Origin of the sequence: Lactobacillus sp. RTP31084st1_F9_RTP31084_210423, assembly GCF_040919545.1 — a bacterium.
GTDB classification, from domain to species: domain Bacteria; phylum Bacillota; class Bacilli; order Lactobacillales; family Lactobacillaceae; genus Lactobacillus; species Lactobacillus paragasseri.
The window spans coordinates 453,547-473,760 of the sequence record NZ_JBCOVH010000001.1 but is presented as its reverse complement, the minus strand read 5'-3'; the positions used below and the strand labels follow the sequence as shown (position 1 = coordinate 473,760).

Here is a 20,214-nt window from a genome sequence, read left to right as displayed (position 1 = left end):
CTGCATCTTTAGCTACTTGCTTTGCAGTTGATTCAGCTGGCACATTGATATTGTTAATCTTCTTTATGCCATTTTCTTGTGCAGTTTCAACTTCGTCAGTGGTTGTTGCTCCATTGATTGCTTCCTTAGCCACTTGAGCAACTTTATCTACTTCATTGTTCAAAGCTGCTTTTTCTTCATCAGTTAATGGTGAGTTAGAAATTTCATTCTTCTTACCTGCTACTGCGTTATCAATTGCTGCATTTGCAACGTCCTTATCAATTGCCAATTTACCGTTGTCAACAGCACTATTTACGTCAGAATCTGTCTTTGCATTTTCAATTGCGTCTTGTGCCTTGTTAGCATCAGAGTCAATTTGATCTTTAGCTGCTTGTTTTTGAGCATCAGTTAAGTTGTTATCTTGATCGATTGTCTTCTTAGCTTCATCAACTGCGTTATTAAGATCAGTTGTTGCTTTTTCTTTAGCTGATGATTTTGATGGGATTTCGATGTCATTAATATTCTTAATACCATCTTCTTGGGCAATTGTTACAGCACCATCAGTAGTTGCATTATCAATGGCTGTGTTGGCAGCATTTTGAGCATCAGTTATCTCTTGCTTCAATGCAGCCTTTTCTTCTTCAGTTAAGTTTGATGCGTCAATTGCTGCATTCTTAGCCTCGGCTACCTTAGCTACTGCTTCTTTAGCTGCTTGTTTTGCTGGAGATTCAGTTGGAACAGTGATGCTATCGATATTCTTAATGCCATCTTCTTGGGCAGCATATACCGCTTCGTCAGTGGTTGCGTTGTCGATTGCTGTGTTAGCAACCTTTTGAGCATCACTTACTTCTTGCTTTAAGGCAGCCTTTTCTTCTTCAGTTAAGTTTGAAGAATCGATTACTGCGTTCTTAGCCTCTGCTGCTTTGGCTACTGCATCTTTAGCTGTTTCTTTAGCCTTTGATTCAGTTGGAACTGCGATATCATTAATCTTCTTTATGCCATTTTCTTGTGCATTTGTTACTTCTTCATCTGTTGTTGCCTTAGAAACTTCATCCTTAGCTGCTTGAGCCTTTTGATCTACTTCATTGTTCAAAGCTGCTTTTTCTTCATCAGTTAATGGTGAGTTAGCAATTTCATTCTTCTTACCAGCTACTGCGTTATCAATTGCTGCATTAGCAACATCTTTATCAATTGCAACTTTACCATTGTCAACAGCATCATTTACATCAGAATCCGTCTTTGCATTTTCAATTGCGTCTTGTGCCTTTTTAGCATCAGAGTCAATTTGATCCTTAGCTGCTTGCTTTTGATCCTCAGTCAAGTTGCTATCTTGATCAATTGCCTTCTTAGCTTCATCAACGGCATTGTTAAGGTCAGTTGTGGCCTTTTCTTTTGCACCTGACTTAGTTGGAATTTCAATATCGTTAATTGCAGTAATACCGGCGTCTTTAGCAGCTGTTACTGCATCATCAGTAGTTGCACTGGTAACATTTGAAACTGCGTTGCTGTATTCAGCTTGAACTTTATCCTTCAAACTGTTCTTTTCATCAGTAGTTAAATCAGCAGCATTTTCAATTGCGTTAGCTTTATTATCACGTGCTTGATCTAATTCCTTAATAGCGTCTTGTTGCTTTTCTGCAAGACTTGGAATAGTGATGTTATTAATATTATTCAAGCCAGTAGTTTCAGCATTCTTAACTTCATCATTAGTTTGAGCTGATTTAATTGCTTTAGTTGCATCATTAGCAGCTTGAGTAGCTTGATCTATTAAATCTTGTTTTTCTTGATCGTTTAAATAAGTAGCATTATTGATGTCATTAATTTTTGCATTCTTAGCACTTTCAATTGCATTAATAGCATCATTTTGTGCTCCATCTAAGGTTGGGATAAATAAATCAGTGATTTGCTTAATTGCGTCATCACGTGTTGAAGCAACTGCATCGTTAGTAGTTGTTGAAGAATCATTAATCTTAGCAATTGCATCGTTAGCAATTTGAGCCACCTTATCAGTTAATTCTTGTTGCTCTTCTGCACTTAAGTTATTAGCGTTGCTAATTTGTGTATTCTTAGCTGCTTGTACTTGCTTAATTGCATTAATAGCATCTTGTTTAGCCTGATCTAAACTTGGAACAGTAACATTAGCAATGTCTTGAATACCCTTGTTTTGTGCTTCAGTAACAGCATCATTTGTTGTTGCTTGGCTAATGTTGTCTTTAGCATTCTTAGCTACTTCTGTTGCTTGATCAATTAGACCTTGTTTTTCACTATCATTTAAGTTTGATGCATTGTTAATCTCATCAGTCTTAACTTGTAAGGCATGATCAATTGCTGAGTTAGCTGCTTTCTTAGCATCATCTAATGAAGTAAAGGTAATTCCCTTAATATTTTCAATACCCTTATTTGCCGCATCTTGTGCATCATCATTTGTTGTGGCATTTTCAACATTATTTTTAGCATTATTAGCAGCTTCTGTTGCTTGATCAACCAAGTTCTTCTTTTCAGTATCATTTAAGTTTGATGCATTGTTGATCTCATTTACTTTAGAATTCAAAGCATCATCAATCGCTTGAAGAGCATTCTTCTTAGCATCATCTAGGCTTAGAATAGTGACATTCTCAATATTTTGAACACCGGTATTAGCAGCTGATTTAGCGTCATCATTAGTGGTTGCATTATTAATGTTGTTAATTGCATCAGTAGCAGCCTTAGTTGCTTCATTGACTAAGTTTTGCTTTTCATCTTGAGAAAGGTTAGTAGCATTATTAATTTCTGCCTTCTTCTCATCTAAGGTCTTGTTAATTAGATCGATGCTTTCTTTCTTAACGTCAGATAAGTTTGGAACAGCGACATCAGAAATTGCTTTTTCACCGTTAGTTTGAGCTGTAGCTACTTCTATATTATTAGTTGAGTTGTTGATATTATTTTTAGCACTGTCGGCAGCCTTAGTTGCTTGATTAATTAAATCGGACTTTTCCTCTGAAGAAATGTTAGTTGCATTATTAATTTCGTCAGTCTTCTTTTGAAGAGCATTATTAATAGCTGTAATTGCTTTTTCTTTAACTGAAGAAGTAGTTGGAATCTCAGTGTTATTAATTTCATTTACTCCGTTTGTTTGAGCAGTAGTTACTTCTTCTTGAGTAGTAGCATTAGCAATATTTTGCTTTGCGTTATTAGCTTCTGAATTAATTAAATCAGTGTAAGTTTGTTTCTCTTCAGTAGTTAATGGATCTTTGATTTCCTTAAGCTTACCAGCTACTGCATTATCAATTGCAGCATTTGCAACATCCTTATCAATTGCTACCTTACCATTATCAACAGAAGTATTTACATCATTATCAGTCTTAGCGTTATTAATTGCATCTTGAGCAGTCTTAGCGTCGCTATCAATTTGATCTTTTGCAGCTTGCTTTTGATCATCAGTCAAGTTGCTATCTTGATCAATCGCTTTCTTTGCTTCATCAACTGCGTTATTGAGATCAGTTGTTGCCTTTTCCTTGTTTGCAGAAGTAGTTGGCACAGTAATCTTATTAATATTGTTAATACCATCTTCTTGAGCCTGAGTTACATCCGCATTTGTGGCTGCACTATCGATTGCTGTATTGGCATCATTCTGTGCTTTAGCTACTTAGTCTTTCAAAGCTGCTTTTTCTTCATCAGTTAAGTTTGATGAGTCGATTGCTTGGTTCTTGGCCTCTGCCGCTTTAGCTACTGCTTCTTTTGCAGCTGTCTTGACTGTTGATTCATTTGGTACTTGAATCTCATCAATATTATCTACACCAGTTGTTTGGACATTTGTTACATCAGCATTAGTAGTTGCACTATCAATTGCTGTATCAGCAGCTGTTTGCGCTTGTGTCACTTCTTGCTTCAACGCAGCTTTTTCTTCATTAGTCAAGTTCGAAGCGTCAATTGCCTTGTTCTTTTCCTCTGCCGCTTTAGCTATTGCATCCTTAGCTGCTTCTTTGACTGCTGATTCACTTGGTACTTGAATCTTATCAATATTATCTACACCAGTTGTTTGGGCATTTGTTACATCAGCATTAGTGGTTGCACTATCAATTGCTGTATCAGCAGCTGTTTGCGCTTGTGTCACTTCTTGCTTCAATGCTGTTTTTTCTTCATTAGTCAAGTTCGAAGCATCAATTGCCTTGTTTTTGGCTTCTGCCGCTTTAGCTATTGCATCCTTAGCTGCTTCTTTGACTGTTGATTCACTTGGTACTTGAATCTTGTTAATGTTATTGACACCGATTTCTTGGGCATTGGCTACATCAGCATTAGTAGTTGCTTTATCAATTGCTGTATCAGCAGCTGTTTGCGCTTGTGTCACTTCTTGCTTCAACGCAGCCTTTTCTTCATCAGTTAGGTTTGATGAATCAATGGCTTCGTTCTTTGCTTCTGCCGCTTTAGCTACTGCTTCTTTTGCAGCTGTCTTGACTGTTGATTCATTTGGTACTTGAATCTTGTTAATACTCTTAACACCATCTTGACCGGCTTGAACTGCAGCATCATTAGTAGTTGCTTCTGCAATAGCTTTTTTAGCATTATCTGCTACGTTGTTTGCTTCTTGACTTAATTGATTCTTTTCATCAGTAGTCAAATTAGTAGCAGAATTAATTGCATCTAATTTCTTAGTTAAAGCATCTTCGACAGCTTTATTAGATTGAGATTTTACATCGTCTAAACTTGTTGGAATAACTTTTTGAATTGCTTCAACACCATCTTGACCAGCTTGAGCTGCTCCATTGTTTGTTGTAGCTTTTTCGATGTTTTCTTTTGCAGTATTAGCTTCAGCAGTTGCTTTATCAATCAACGCTTGCTTTTCATTCTCGCTCAGATTATTAGCTTGATTAATAAGCTCAGTTTGACCAGCAAGTGCATCACTTACGGCCTTAGTTGCTTGATCCTTAGCATTATCCAAACTAGGCACAGTAACTTTCTTGATGTTTTGAACACCTGTATCCTTGGCAGTAGTTACAGCATCAGTAGTTTTAGCAGCTGTAATTGCTTCTTTAGCATTATTTGCTGCTTGAGTTGCTTCATTAATTAAACTAGTCTTTTTATCTTGATCAATGTTAGTTGCTTTGTTAATCTCAGCAGTTTTATCATTTAAGGTCTTCTCAATATCTGCAGTAGCAGTCTTTTTAGCATCTTCAAGATTGCTGTTTCCATTCAAGCCACTAATTGCGTCATTGATAGTTTTTACAGCATTATCTACTTCAGCTTGAGTTGCATTGTTTTTGGTTAAAACATTTTGACCAGCTGTGATTGCGTTAGTAAGTGCTTCTTGATTTGCTTGGTCAGCATTTGTATAATTACCAGTTTGCTTAGCATCATTTGCCTTAGTTAAAGCTGTTTGAAGAGCATCAGTATTGGTTGCTTCACCCTTTAAGTTACCCTTAGCAGTGTTAATTGCATCTAAAGCGTCCTTAACTTGATCCGCTGTAGCATTTGTATTGTTTAAAACGTTTTGACCAGCTGTAATCGCATCATTGTAAGCTTTTTGAGATTCATCTGTACCATTGTAGAAAGCAGGTGTCTCTCTTACAGTTGGAGCTTCTTTAACAGCCGCTTCAAGAGCAGCTCTGTTTGCAGCTTCGGTCTTAGCATCACCGTTTAAGTTATTATTTGCTGTTTCAAGGTTTTGTAATGCCTGATCAACTTCAGTTTGGGTTGCATTAGTTTTATCTAAAATAGCTTGTGCGGCAGTAACTGCATTATCGTAAGCAGCCTTTTTAGATTCATCAGCGTTAGTATAATTGTTACTTGATTTTACAGTTGTAGAATTGTCAACTGCTGCTTGAAGAGCATTCTTATTAGTTTCTTTACCATTCAAGTTACCTTCAGCAGTGGTAATGTCAGTTAAGGCTTTTTGTAGATCTGCTAGAGTTGGGTTAGTTTCCTTAAGTGCATTATTACCAGCGGCAACGGCTGCTTTATATGCGTTTTGAAGATTTTCAGGTGCATTGTAGTACTGATAAGAATTTTCAATATTTGTAGCTTTATCAACAGCTTTCTGTAATGCTTCTTTTGCAACAGCAATGTTGCTATCGCCGTTTAAAGCTGTCTTAGCATCAGTAATTTGTTTAATAGCTGCTTCTAGTTGGGGTGAAGTTGCACTAGTATTTTGAAGAAGTGTATTTCCATCACTAATTGCATTTGTGTAATCTGTCTTAAGATTTGCATCTGCGTCAGTATAGTTAGTGCCAGCCTCAATAGTAGGAGCCTCATTAACTAACTTTTGTAATTGATCACGATAAGAATCAGTCATCCATTCAGAAACTGTCTTAGTGTCAGTATCACTAGATACAAAGTCCTTAGCAGCATAAATAGAAACTTGATCGCTGTCATTCAACTTACCTAAGTTGACACTGAACTTACCATCTGTACCAGTTTCAACGGTGTATGGTTCATCAGCTGAACTTGGGTCTCCAGTTTGACCAATAGTCCAAAGAGTTTGGTTATTAGTAGTAGCAACTTGATGAACTTCACCATTTACTGAAATGTAAACAAAGGCACCTGCGGCAGCAGAAGTATTTGCATTACCGCTCATAATGTAGTTTCCATCTGCATCTTTAGTAAAGCTAACATTAGTTAAATCAACTTCTGGGCCGGAGGCAACTAAGTTAATTTCATTCTTAGCATTGTTACCAGCTTCACGCGTATCAATGGTAGTTTGTTCGTCATAGCTAGTTACCTTAGTAACTGTTGGAGTACCATTAGCTGCATAAACAATGTTGATTTCTCCAATTGGTTGACCTGATTCAGAAGTCTTAACGCCTTTGAATTGAATTGTACCGTTCTTAACTGCTGTTGCACCTTCTGGCATTGTGATATTAAACAATGCTGGTTGTGTTGAAGTAAAGGTACTGCCGGCTACTAAACTAACTCCTGTTGCTGCTGTACCATCTCCAGTAATTTGGAAACTACCATGGTGGTTAATAGAAATTGTTGAAGTACCAGCTGAAGTAACAACTGAGCCTTTATAATCACCCATGTTAGTTGCATTTACTGTAAAAGAGCCACCGTTTACATCAATTTTAGAGTTTCCACCAATATATACTGGATCATCAATTCCAGTTGATCTGTAATATGGTTGTCCATCAGAAACAATATTTAAGTTGCCAGCAACGTTAATAATAGCGCCACTATTTAGATAGAGTGCTCCTGAATGATATTTGTCATTAGAATCATCCTTTAAATTAATATCAAGATTTGCTCCCTTATCAATATTTAAAGTTGTATTACCATTGGAAGCAATACCACGAGCAATCCAATCCATAGTCATACCATATTGTTCTGGATTATTTTTAGTATGTGGATTTAATACAACTTGAGCTCCATTACTCCCATCAGAATCACTTCTAACATTAATTACTGTTGAACCTTTATCAATTTCAATAACGTTTGAATTGTAAGTAGTAAAGTTGACCTTACTACTTGGATCAAAATTAACTATATTATTTCCAGTTGAGAACTGAAGAACTTGCTGATTACCTGCTCCTCCGTTATATTGCGTCGTTCTAGTCTTTCCATCGAGAGGACCAGTATAGCTTAAAACAGAATTTGAATTTACAGTATTTTTAAAAGTTACTGTCGTTCCAGTAATACCGTCAGTATATATAAGTTGAGAGCCAGTATAATTTACATTATCAAAAGTATAGTAATGTGCACTTCTAAAAATACCATAATAACTTCTACCATATAAATCTATATTTTTAAAAGCAACCCCATAATCATTACTTGTCATATCAAAGTAACTTCTATCGAAGTCAATTTTAAATTTATTGCCTGCAGTAGATTGAATTAAAATATCACGTTTATTTTTAATAGCATATCTAATAGGTGCAGGGTTAGCTGCGGTGATTGGATTAGTCTCGACATTAATATCATTAGCAATATTAATAGTAGTAGCAGTACCATTTTGAATAGCATCAATTAAACCATTAGCATCACTAACAGTTACTGAATTAGGATCTTCAGTATCCTCAGTTGCAACAGCAACTTTACTTTCAGTAGCTGATTTTGCACTTAAGAAAGAAGCATTTTTAACTATATTGTTTAACTCAAGGGTATTAGTTTCAATACCAGAATTTTCGTTAGCTTTTACATCTACTGCATTATTAGTATCAGAAATAGCTTCTGTCTTTACAGTGGATTCAGTCTTATCTTTAGCAACTTCATCTGTCTTGTTGCTTAATGCTGCTGATTGAGCTTCATTAGTGTCTTCTGACTTAGTAGCAGTTTTTGCAGTTTCAGTAGTAGTATTCTTCGCAGCATTACTTACTTCAGTAGTGGTCTTAGCTACGTTAGTCTTTGCATCTTCTGTTGCTTTATTTGCATCAGAAACAGTAGCAGTCTTTTTAGAAGATTCAGTCTTCTCAGTAACTACATTGTTTGCAGTATTTTGTTTTGATTCTGACTTTTGCTCAGAAGTAGTGTTTTCGGTCTTTGCAGTTTCTGCATTAGACTTTTCATCTTGCTTATTTTCAGTAACAGCATTATTATTTTCACTTTTAGCTATATCATTTGTAGCACTAGCTTCGTAACTAGCAACAACAGTACTGTGATCAAGATTATCAGTTACTGTACTTTGAGCTTGATTAGTACTTGACTTCTCTTCACCATTATTTGCAGTATTCTGACTATCGTCTTTTTCACTTTGATTACTTGCTACAACCGACTTATCACTATTATCAACAGTATCTGCAGATGCTTGTTGGCCAGAATATAAACTAAAACTTAATCCAATTAAAACAGATGCAGCACCTACACTAAATTTACGAATAGAGAAGCGCTGCTTTTCGTCTCTAATTTTTTCATTTTTCATCTTAATATTATTTTTTGAAACCATATTTTCCTCCAATATAAAAAAATTTAAGTTCGCCTAATTATAAGTAGTATATTTGCTTAAATGAGCTTAAATTTTAATACTTTTTTTTGCTTTGATCATCCTTTCACTTATTTTTCACTTATATTTTTAAACTACTTATTAAATATCAGCATCACAATAATATAATAACATGCCCAACCAAGTTAAGATATAGTTACCTAGAAATTCTATGACTTTCTTTATAATTAATTCTATACGAGAAATAAACCACAACAACGCAGAAGTATCAAGAATGATTTCTAACATTTTGGTTATTTTTATGCCTATATTTTCAAAAATTAAATAACAAATTACGCATATATCATAAATTGGAACGAAATTATGTTATAAAATCAAAAAAGTACATCATACTTTTGTTAAAACACGTTAGTATAATGTACTTTTTACCTATCCTTCTGCTTTTTTAATTTGATCATGCATATCTGCAATGTCTAAATCTTTATCTAAAAATTCCTGATTATCAAGCGGTAAATGCTGCTCAACTGTAGTAAATGGTTGCAAGTAGACAGTTGCATTTTTTACATCAAAGCCTAAAACATGGCCTCCAATCGACTTATCATCTGCTAAAAAGTGCAAATGAAATCCTGGAGCTGCTAGTCCTTGAAATACTTTTGGTGCAAAATACCCAATCACAGTACCAGAAACACTATTCTCTTCAAACACTGCTTGCTCATTTGCTACTTCAAGTAGAGTCTTATAAGGTCTCGTTTGTTTCTCAACTACCCTGGTTTTGACTGTTGAAAATTCTCCTACAATTTTAACTGCGAAGAATACGTTTTTATAGGGATAATCTGCCAAAATCCGGTTTTCTAACTCAGTTTTAGTTAAATTAGTTGCTTCAAAACTGTCTTTTATTTGCTCAAAATGAACTGTCGCAAAAGGCACTTTCTCTTCAGCTTTTAAAACTCTGATTTCTCCATTACTTTGAGCCAAATAGGGTGTATGGTCTAGCACAATCATTTCACCATCAAGACCACTTGCTGTGCCAATGCCCCAATCACCATGCTTTAACAGGTCTTCAATTGTCATTGTTCCATCAAATAATCCAGGCACCAGCATCCCTAAAGTGCCATGCTGGAATACTTTACTTTCATATTTTTCCATGATATTTTCCTTTCCAGAGTTAATGAATCTGGTCATCTAACAACGTCTTGCCTAATGTTTGGTTGAAACTATAATCAACTGGCACATCAACAATTGTTGGTCCTTGTTCTTTAAAGGCTTGATCTAAAACCTTATTTAAATCAACTGCTTTTTCAACGCGGTATCCTTTGGCACCAAAACTTTCTGCATATTTAACAAAATCAATTGGTCCAAACTTAACAGCCGCTGAATCCCCATACTTCATTTCTTCTTGGAACTTTACCATATCATAATTACCATCATTCCAGATGATATGAACAATATTTAAGCCTAAGCGAACCGCTGTTTCTAAATCTTGAGAAGAGAACATAAAACCGCCATCGCCTGACATAGAAACAATCTTAGTATTTGGTCTAACTAAAGCAGCTGAAATTGCCCAAGGAAGTGCAACTCCTAGCGTCTGCATCCCATTACTAAAAAGTAAATGTCTAGGTTCGTAGCTTCTAAAGTGTCTTGCCATCCAAATATAGAAACTACCCACGTCTACTGTCACTGTCATATCATCAGTTACCCTATCTTGCAAAGCTTGAATGATACTTAGGGGATGACTTTTAATTTGGTCTTTAGTTACAGTAGGTGGAGTATCGCGCTTTTGCAAAGTCTTACGCAGAGAATCTAGGTAGTCTTTAGATTCTTCAGGCATTGAATAGCCCTTCATATATGGTAGAAGGAAATCAAGAGTCTGTGAAATATCTCCAACTAACTCGCGTTCAGGTTGGTAGTTTTTATCAATTTCTGCACGCATGGAATCAATAACAACAATATTGGCGCTGCGGTCAGAATTCCAGTTACGAGGCTCATATTCAATCGGATCATAGCCAATTGCAATTACTAGGTCACTCTTTTTAAGCAATTGATCTCCTGGTTGGTTTCTAAAAAGTCCTACACGACCAAAGAAATCATCCTCTAATTCACGTGGAATAATTCCTGCTCCCTGGAAAGTTTCAACTACAGGTAAATGAGTTTCAGCAATTAAACGTCTGATTGCATTAGTTGTTTCAGGATCAGAAGCTCTCATTCCGAGCAAAAGTACCGGTAATTTGGCGGCTTTAATACGCTGAGAAAGCAAGGTTGATTCAATCGGACTTGCTGGTCCAAGCTTTGGAGCTTCTAATGGTGCAATCACACTGGTCTTTACTTCTCCGTCAGTTACGTCTTGTGGAACTGAAACGAAACTTGCGCCCTGCTTAGCAGCTTCTGCTTCTTGATAGGCATTTGCAATTACTTCGGAAATATTCTCTGGTTCTTGAACTTCAGCACTATATTTAGTAATTGGTTCAAACAAAGCTGCATTTTTCATGCTCTGGTGAGTTAAACGCAAAAGATCTGTTCGTTGAACTTGCCCAGAAATTGCCAAGACGGGATCTCCTTCCGCTGTCGCCGTCACTAAACCAGTTGCTAAATTTGATGCTCCAGGACCTGAAGTTGTCAATACTACACCTGGTTTTCCAGTAATTCGCCCCACTCCAGCAGCCATAAAAGCTGCGTTCTGCTCATGACGAGTCAAAATAAATTTTGGTGTACGTGGATTCTTAGAATGTTCAAGCAATTCAAATACGCGATCAATTTTTGCTCCAGGAATTCCAAAAACGAATTTTACGTCATGATTGATTAAACTATCCACGATAGCGTTAGCACCGTAATACTTTTCTTCTGTCACGACAAATTCCCTTCTTCCATTTATTTCATATTCTTACTTACAATTTACAAGTATACATACAAAACAAATGACTTTCAAGTAAGCGGATTTTTCACAAAAAATAGGCCTATTGACATTCAAGTCTGGCCTATTTATTTCAATTGCATTCTCTCATTAAAATAATTTCGATAAGCTAAGTAGCCTGCAATTACAGCCCCTAAACTTGTTGCGCCTAAAAGCATAAAAGTAATCATAATTTGATACTTAATTGCATAAATCGGATTAACGCCAGCAAAAATCAAACCTGACATCATTCCCGGTAAGTTAACCAAGCCAACAGTCTTAGCCGAATCAATTGTTGGTTGCATGGCTGTTTTGATGCTTCTTCTTAAAATTGGCATCGAGGCTGTTTTAATATCACTACCTAAGGCTATTTTTTCTAGTATTGACTGACGCAAATCATGAAAACTTTCATTTAATGACTTATAACAGAGACCGACAGCTACCATTTCATTACCTGCAATCATTCCAGTAATAGGAATAACTTGCATTGGTATCGGTTTAATCACACCCGAAAAAATTAAAATTGCTAAGGTTGCGTATGTGCCGACAGCTTCCGCAATAACAGAATTATAAAATTTCTTATCAGGATTAGGATCTCGCTGATTGGCATTCCACGATGCATTAAAAATAATAACTAAGGTTGATACAAAAGTTAACCAATAATTATTTACATGAAAAATAAACTTTAGAACATAGCCAATAATTATTAGCTGGACAATTGCACGAATCACGCTAATTAAAATATCTTTGGTTAAACCAAGTTTCTCTTTAGCAGAAATTGCAATTGAAACTAGGACCAGCGCGAAGGCAAAGACTAACGACCAATTGCTTACCATTACATTTTTCATTTAAGAATGCCGCCTTTTTCAATTCGAACAATATGTTGTGCTGATTCAATTTCACTTTGATCATGCGTTACCTGAATAATTGTAACGTCTTTCCGATGAACTTGCTCAATCAGATGATGAACAATTTCTTTACTAGCTTGATCTAAACCTGTAGTAACTTCATCTAAAAGTAAAACCTCCGGTAAAAACAACAAATTTCTAATTAGGGCTATTCGCTGCTTTTCACCACCTGATAAGCTATTAATATCTTTATCTAAATATTCTGCTCCTAAGTTTACATCGCGTAACAACTGATATACACGCTCTTGATCAACTTTGAGATTTCTAATTTCATATGGGAAGGATAAATTATCTGATACTTTCTCTCCAAACAAAGATGGTTGCTGAAAACAATACGAAACATTTCTACGATATATTAGCGGATCGATTTTCATAATATCTTTGCCATTAAATAAAATCTTGCCATGATTTGGATTAATTAGATTAGCAATTAATTTCAAAATTGTGCTTTTCCCTGCACCAGACGGACCAATAAGGGTTAAAAATGCTTTTTCTTCTACTTCAAAGGATATATTTTGTAGAATTTGCTTTTGATTAGCTTGATAAGCTATATTTTCTAGTTTTAAAATAGCCATCATCTTTTCTCCATCACAAAATTAAATGTTCTTTTTCATTATTATTAACTATAATCCTTTTTAGAAGAGGAATAAATATAGTTAATATCTTAACTATCACACTAGCAATGCAAAATTTAACGCGTTCATTTTATACATTAGTTAGAAATTTAAATAAAATAAGCACTAACAACATTCTACTTAAAGTATCGGTGGTTATCAGTGCTTTTTAATTTTTTGGATAAAAATAGTTTTACTTCAAAAATTTTTCTAACTCCTCATCAGAAAAATCATCACTATAATCTTGTTTTAATTCTTGCAAGATCTGTTCATCGCTTTGATTCATTCTCTTTAGAATCTTAACTATTTTCCGTATATCAAAAATTCTTGCTTCTCTTCTTCCTTGCTCCAACCCCTGTTCTACACCTTGTGCAAGTGCCATTTCTTTAATTTGTTCCGTATTCATCACATGTTCACTCCATTCTTCTGTTTTACGATAATTATCCATTGTCTTTTTGATTCGTTTGATAAATTCACTATTTGTAGTATTTTTACCTTCCATCAACGAATAAAAATCTTCTAGTCCTTGACTAACGCTGCCTTTCTTCCCTTTGCTGTTTAAGTATATTATCTCAGATTCGTCGTTCAGTTCAACAGATTTATCTTCCCTAGCAGAGTAAGTGAAAGTATATCGCTTCAAGCCTTTGCCTTTAGGATCAAACGGTAAAACAAATATTACATAGACAGCCGTTAATTCACCATATCCTTCACCTTGATGTAAAAAGCCGCCTTCCATCATCTTATACATGTAGTAGCGTGCTCGTTTATCCAAGTCTTTTTGCGGTGCGACTTGCATCTCTATATCGTATCTTCTACCCTTACTGTCTTTTATTAAAACATCTAGTACAGAAAACTTTTCTTCCTTATTGAATGCAATCCTTTCCTGAGTTCGTACAGTAAGACCTTGAATATCTAAATCTGGAAAAACTTCATGCAAAAACATCCTGCAATTCACAGGATCTTTCATTACATTTTGAAACATCAGATCGTCTGTGATACCTAATAGTTTCGCTACATCTGGCTTTTTCTCTTCTTTCACGAAAAAGTCCTCCTAATAAATAGTTTAAGGAATCAATCCTCACTATCGATTACGCAAATGTGACGTTTATTTTTTCGTAATAATTAATTTCAAATAAAAAAAGAGAACATATCACTCAAGTCTTGGAGTGTATGTCCTATTTAGATACAGTTATTTAATATTATTTACCATAGTTTTTTATAGCATCTTTGGCTAGACGGTCTGCTTCTTCTTTCTAACGAGGGAATAACAAAATATATTTCTTTAATTTACCATTACTCAAAAAGAGGATAATTTTACACTAATGCTGTAAATCATCCTCTTTTTAAATTCAGTTTAATTTGATATAACGATCCGTTGATCTGCTACTTGCTCAATAAAATACTCATCGTGCTCAATCAAGAGCATCGCTGGCTTTACCTCTTGCAGCAGTTTAATCAACTGATCTTGATTGAACACATCTAAGTAATTAGCTGGCTCATCCCACAAGTATAAGTCAGCTTTCTCAACTAATGACTTAGCAATAGCAACCCGCTTCTGCTGCCCCATACTCATCTCTTCAATCGGCGTCTCAAAGTTTGAACGCGGAAAGCCCATCTTCTTCAACATATTAAGCAAGTCTTCATATGATATCCTCTGCTCTTGAGCAAACTTTTTTAAGCTTCCTTTGTATATAGTAAAGTCTTGCGGTAAATAGGAGATTGCCAATCCATTTGCCAACCTATAGTTACCTCGATAACTAACCTCTCTTGCTTTTTCCAGCAACAACTTTAGCAATGTCGACTTACCAGCTCCATTCTTGCCTTCAAGCGACACCACGCCGTGATTTCTTACCACTAAGTTTAGATCAGTAAACAATTCCTTCTCTTGAATGCTTACATTCAAATCTTTTATTTCAAGTAGAACTTGATGGTAATTAGGGCAATAATTCATCGTTAGGCTTGGCACATCCTCAATATTTACCATCAATCCTTCTTTTTCTTCAATCCGCTTATCCATTCTATTTCTAGCACTAATCGACTTCTTCATCATCTTCGCCGATGCATGACCTAAAGCTGCCTTATTGATTCTAGACCTTCGGTTAATAATGTGTTGCGTTTTTTGACCTAACTTCTTTTTAGCTTCTATCTTTTGTGCCCAATGGTAGAATTGTTCCTTTTGCCGATGAAGATTACCAATTTCACCAGCTAATTTTTGATTCTTTTCACGGTTGAACGCGTCTCTTTCTTCTTTAACTTCTTCATAAGTCGCAAAGTTTCCTTGATATAAATGAATTTCACTATTCTCAATTGCTAAGATACGATCCGTTACCTGATTCAAAAACTCACGATCATGGCTAACCACAATATAGCCTTGATGATGCATACGTAAATAATCGCTTACTTCCTTACGACTTGCTTCATCTAAATGATTGGTTGGTTCATCAATTAAGGGAAATGAATTCTGATCAGTAAACGAAAGCGCCAATAATATTTTCGTCTGCTCTCCTCCGCTTAGGGTATTAAAAGGTTGCCAAATCAGGTTTGGATCAGCACCTAGTAAATTTAATTCACGCTCTAACTCCCACTGCTCAAAATTCAACTGCTTTTGTAACTCATACAGAGTGATATTTTCCAGATCATTAATTGAAATAGGATAATAAGAGAAATTCAAATCAGTTTGTATCTTTCCTCTTCCCAATAACTTCTTATCTAATAGTTTTAAAAATGTAGTCTTCCCGCGTCCGTTTCTACCAACCAATCCTAGACGCCAAGAACTATCTAAGTCCAAATTCAATCTATTAAAAATATAATCGCTACTATCTTCATATCTAAATGATAAGTTCGAAATCTTGATACTACTCATCAAATCACCTCAAAAAAGAGCCTGCACTTATGACAAGTACAGACTCTTTCTTGCTTTTAAGATATCAAAAAGAAAATAGTGCCTAGCTTTAATCTTGTCAAAAGTGCATAGTCTTCCTATATAAAATAAAAAAATATATTTAACTATGCTTATTTTCACAAGATTAAAGACGCAACGGCGACCCTTCTTTCTAAGAGATGAATTTCAATTGATAAAATTAGAATATCATGAAATTTTATCAATTTCAATAAGAAATATACTAGTTTTTATCATTTATTCCATAAAAACTTAATCAATGCCCGATCAACTTCCGCATTTTCATGTAATTTTGAATGTTGCGCATATCGACCATTAATTTTTAAAACTCGATAAGTGCTATTGCCACTACCAATTAGGTATTGAAGCGATAAGGAAGAAATATTATCTACGCGACCATCACTACGGTTACCTAGGTCACCAATGATATTTAAAACCTTAACATGTTTCTTATTATAAATACTTCTAACTTTAGTCATCTGCTTATATGTAGCATTCATCTGGTTCGGTTTACCATTACTATCCAATTTCATCCCCTTAGGTTGCTTAATTGAATCTGGAATTCCATCAAAAGTTAAACCACCAAAATGGCCAGCAATATCAACTTGCTTTTGAATTTGTGGCCTCTTCCTATTAGTTCCATTTCGCAGCATGTAATAAATAATTGAAATATTACCTAAAGAATGACCAACCATATTGATTTTCTTAAACTTATACTTCTTTTGCAATTCCTTTACAACATTTGTCACATATACACCATGCTTATTAAAATCAAGCTGACGATTATCTTCATAATTAACTTCGCAGATTGGATTCTTTGCATCTTTAGGCCAAGTACCAGTTAAAGTTACTTTACCTGACTTTTTCACATTTGCTCGGATTAGAGACTTAGTTACGCCTGCCTTTTCAGCAGCCCACACCATGTGTTCTTCTGCATGATAAGAAGAACCTCCGCCATGGAAAAATAAAGTTGGCGTTGAAGTAATTTTGATTTTTTTACCAGACGAATTACTTTGACTTGAACAACCTGTCAAAACCAACATAATTCCAGTGACAATTAGAATAAGTAAATTTTTCTTCTTCATTATCTTTTCACCAAGGCTACTGTTGCCTTAGCAACAGGATCTGACACCATCAAGTCAATTGGATACTGACCATGATATTTTTTATTAAAAGCTTCGGTAACATCCTTAATTAATTCTGCGTTATTAACTGCTTGGTATTTCACTTCAAACTTTTGACCAGCAACTTCAATTTGACCGCCATTTTTGGTTCCAGCTTGATACCATTTAGTATCCTTAATCCCTTTAGCACCGCGAATGAAAACCTGATTATCGACAGTTACTTCCCAGGCAGGATTGTCTTCTTCAAAAGTTGTCTTATCATCATTATAAGGACGATTGTGTAAAGTTTGAGCCTTATCAAAAGCAGCTATTTCTTCATTTGTCCACTTATTCATATTTTTCTCATTAATCACTAACTTTAATGTAGGACTTAATTACTTTTCTATCTGCCATATCTTGATAAGCTTCATTAATCTGATCTAAATCATATGTCTTAGTGAAGACCTTGCCTGGATTAATCTTGCCATCTAAGACAGCCTTAAGCAATACTTCCTTATCATAAGTAGTCACTGAAGCTGGACCGCCGGCAACACTCATATTCTTGTAAAAAATCAAACCCGGATTTAATTCAGCTCTGTGTGGTAAACCAACACGGCCAACAATTGCACCCGGACGACCAACTTGCACAGCTTCTTCGTTAGATAACTTACTGCCGACACATTCTAAGACTGCATCCGCACCACCACGCGTAATGGAGATCAAATTTTGAACTCCTTCCTCATCTCGCTCAGCCACATTGTCAGTTGCACCAAATTCACGTGCTAACTTTTCACGATCTGGATGACGACTCGTAGAAACGATTTGCTTAGCTCCACGCAATTTTGATGCAATAATTGCGGACAAGCCAACTGCACCATCACCTAAAACAATTACTGAATCTCCGGGCTTTACATTAGCTACACGAGCCGAATGATAACCAGTTGCCATTACATCAGCTAAGGCTAAAAATGACTTAAGCTTTCCTTCAGTATAATCTTCAGGCTTACCCGGAACCTTTACTAATGACCATTGTGCATGCTGGAAACGCACATATTTTGCTTGATAGCCACCAGAGAAGTTTTCACTCAAGTCATGATTCATACATACACCGTCAAAACCTGCTAAACATGCCCGGCAATGACCACAACCATGGGTAAAAGGAGCAATTACAAAGTCCCCCTTTTTGACGGTAGTAATATTTTTTCCAATTTCTTCAATAATTCCAATAATTTCGTGACCGCTATTTTTATGACCTTGCTCTTCTAATCCACGGTATGCCCACAAATCTGAGCCGCAAACACAAGTACGAAGGACCTTAATAATTACATCGTCATCTTTTTCAATCTTAGGCATTGGTTTATCAATAATTTTCATTTCACCAGCCTTAACAAATTCTGCGTATTTCATTTTATTTTTCTTTTTCTTCCTATATACAATGTTTTACTTAATACTCTTACCTAAGTTATAAGCTGCTTGAGCAAATTTCGCTAATTTTTGCTTATTCCATGAATCATCTGCATAAATTTGATCAATCATTTGCCAGCGCATATAGTCGCTCAACTTCTGCATATGAAGCTTAACTGCATCCATATCTTCTTGAGTGCCATAACCAGCCATCATAAAGATCATCTTTTTATCCTTTAATTCATGATTATAGTCATAAAAACGATCAATGACTGTTTTCAGCTGAGCATTAATTTCAAAATAATAAAGTGAAGATACCAAGACAACTACATCTGCATCTAATAATTCTGGAATAACTTTCTTTTCTACCTCATCATTATCAGGAATGCCAACTTCCATACCAGGCGCATGCTCTAATTGTAAAAAATGCGGCTGACTATCTCCTTGAAGACCTGCATCATAACGATAAATGTGATTGCCAGCTTCTCTGACGCCTTTTTCAAAATTATCAGCTAATTTTTGTGAAGAGCCCTCATAATGAGGACTACCAGTTAAAATTACTACTCGTGCCATAAGTCATTCTTCTTCCTTTCAAACTTTTCATAAATGATTATACGAAGAAGATCTATACTTGAAAATTCAGAGTTTTTAATGCTAGGATAAATATGTTTTATAGTGAGGTAAATTATGATTGAAAATTATTTATTAGAAGAACTAGTAACTTTTGCCAAATACGGCACAGTTGCTAAGACTGCCGAAGTATTAGGTCTAACCCAGCCAGCGGTTACTCATTCCATGAAAAAGCTCGAAGAAGATTTGGGCATCACCCTATAGAAAACCAAATAAGCTTTACTTAAGCGAAACTGGTAAATATACAGCCCGAGAAGCTAAAAAGTTAATTGATGATAATCTTGATTTTACTAACCGAGTCAAGCAATTTGAAAAAGATCAAACCACTTTAATTGTTGGCGTGAATGCACCAGGACCGGGAATCGTTTTACGGTCTTTACATGACCAAAATATCCAGATCGTCAGCGATTTAGTTGAATCTAATTTTAAAAATTTATTAGCCGACCATCAAGTAATTTGCCTTTTGCTTAACTTTCCAATTGAAGACCGCGACATTACTTCAACTTACTTAGGCACAGAATCAATGTCTGTTAACTTACCTGCCGAATGCAATCTTAATCAACATAAGGAACTATCCTTCAAGATGCTTAAGGGCAAAACAATCTTAAGCCCTTCACCAATTGGCTTCTGGACTAAGATTTATCAAGACGAGATTCCAGATAGCAAAATCATTTTTCAAAATGAATCCAGTGAATACAGCGAGATTTTACAATACTCTGTTTTACCTTTCTTTACGACAAACTTAACGAGTTTAGACTCATAATGGGGACTTAATTTACCTAATAATCGTAGCGTTCGTCCATTAAAAGACGAAGTAGCCCATCAGAAGTTTTATGCTTGTTACTTAAAACAAAATAAAGATCGAGTCCAGCCTGTAATTGAAAAATTGCAAGATCAATGGAGTAAATATGATTAAAAAAGGCGATTGCACAAATAATGATG

General features: G+C 35.5%; 14 protein-coding genes. 2 read left to right on the top strand and 12 right to left on the bottom strand.

All coding sequences use genetic code 11. The features are described 5' to 3' along the window. The 12 genes from AB5359_RS02380 to AB5359_RS02325 all read right to left on the bottom strand — a co-directional run. Window positions 1-3,496, bottom strand: a 3,496-nt coding sequence (locus AB5359_RS02380; RefSeq protein WP_368287186.1) for a DUF1542 domain-containing protein, incomplete at its 3' end; no start/stop codon positions are given. Window positions 3,497-3,604: 108 nt separating this feature from the next. Further along, on the bottom strand, window positions 3,605-8,830 hold the full coding sequence (locus AB5359_RS02375) for a DUF1542 domain-containing protein (RefSeq protein WP_232001002.1): 5,226 nt from the start codon (window positions 8,828-8,830) through the stop codon (window positions 3,605-3,607). A gap of 426 nt (window positions 8,831-9,256) precedes the next feature. Beyond that, complete coding sequence (gene budA, locus AB5359_RS02370) at window positions 9,257-9,973, bottom strand: acetolactate decarboxylase (protein ID WP_048686644.1); 717 nt, start codon at window positions 9,971-9,973, stop codon at window positions 9,257-9,259. Window positions 9,974-9,992: 19 nt separating this feature from the next. Further along, entirely contained in the window at window positions 9,993-11,672 is a 1,680-nt protein-coding gene (gene alsS, locus AB5359_RS02365; protein WP_048686642.1) for an acetolactate synthase AlsS, read from the bottom strand. Window positions 11,673-11,803: 131 nt separating this feature from the next. Further along, a complete protein-coding gene (fetB, locus tag AB5359_RS02360) occupies window positions 11,804-12,562 on the bottom strand; it encodes an iron export ABC transporter permease subunit FetB (RefSeq protein WP_048686640.1) in 759 nt (252 codons plus the stop codon). Beyond that, window positions 12,559-13,197 carry an ATP-binding cassette domain-containing protein gene (locus tag AB5359_RS02355; RefSeq protein WP_020806994.1) on the bottom strand — a complete coding sequence of 213 codons (639 nt, stop codon included), beginning with the start codon at window positions 13,195-13,197 and terminating at the stop codon, window positions 12,559-12,561. The genes fetB and AB5359_RS02355 overlap by 4 nt, the downstream gene beginning before the upstream one ends. A gap of 232 nt (window positions 13,198-13,429) precedes the next feature. After that, window positions 13,430-14,275 carry an Rpn family recombination-promoting nuclease/putative transposase gene (locus AB5359_RS02350; protein ID WP_048686638.1) on the bottom strand — a complete coding sequence of 282 codons (846 nt, stop codon included), beginning with the start codon at window positions 14,273-14,275 and terminating at the stop codon, window positions 13,430-13,432. Between the two features lie 315 nt (window positions 14,276-14,590). After that, window positions 14,591-16,099, bottom strand: coding sequence for a ribosomal protection-like ABC-F family protein (gene abc-f, locus AB5359_RS02345; protein WP_048686635.1), 1,509 nt, complete (start codon window positions 16,097-16,099; stop codon window positions 14,591-14,593). A gap of 269 nt (window positions 16,100-16,368) precedes the next feature. Further along, the gene (locus AB5359_RS02340; RefSeq protein WP_048686633.1) at window positions 16,369-17,220 is read right to left on the bottom strand and encodes an alpha/beta hydrolase; all 852 of its coding nucleotides are present in this window, start codon (window positions 17,218-17,220) and stop codon (window positions 16,369-16,371) included. Beyond that, window positions 17,220-17,594 (bottom strand): DUF2255 family protein, encoded by a 375-nt coding sequence (locus tag AB5359_RS02335; protein ID WP_077410401.1) that lies wholly within the window; start codon window positions 17,592-17,594, stop codon window positions 17,220-17,222. Before AB5359_RS02335 ends, AB5359_RS02340 begins: the two co-directional genes overlap by 1 nt. Before the next feature lie 10 nt (window positions 17,595-17,604). Beyond that, on the bottom strand, window positions 17,605-18,645 hold the full coding sequence (locus tag AB5359_RS02330; protein WP_368280121.1) for an alcohol dehydrogenase catalytic domain-containing protein: 1,041 nt from the start codon (window positions 18,643-18,645) through the stop codon (window positions 17,605-17,607). Window positions 18,646-18,678: 33 nt separating this feature from the next. After that, window positions 18,679-19,215: a flavodoxin family protein gene (locus tag AB5359_RS02325; protein WP_048686629.1), complete on the bottom strand. Its 537-nt coding sequence runs from the start codon at window positions 19,213-19,215 to the stop codon at window positions 18,679-18,681. A 114-nt stretch (window positions 19,216-19,329) separates the two neighbouring features. Between AB5359_RS02325 and AB5359_RS02320 the strand changes: the two genes are divergently transcribed. Next, a complete protein-coding gene (locus tag AB5359_RS02320) occupies window positions 19,330-19,476 on the top strand; it encodes a LysR family transcriptional regulator (RefSeq protein ID WP_232001003.1) in 147 nt (48 codons plus the stop codon). 136 nt (window positions 19,477-19,612) lie between these two features. Beyond that, window positions 19,613-20,035, top strand: a complete 423-nt coding sequence (locus AB5359_RS02315) for a hypothetical protein (RefSeq protein WP_232001004.1) — start codon at window positions 19,613-19,615, stop codon at window positions 20,033-20,035. Window positions 20,036-20,214 lie beyond the last annotated feature (179 nt).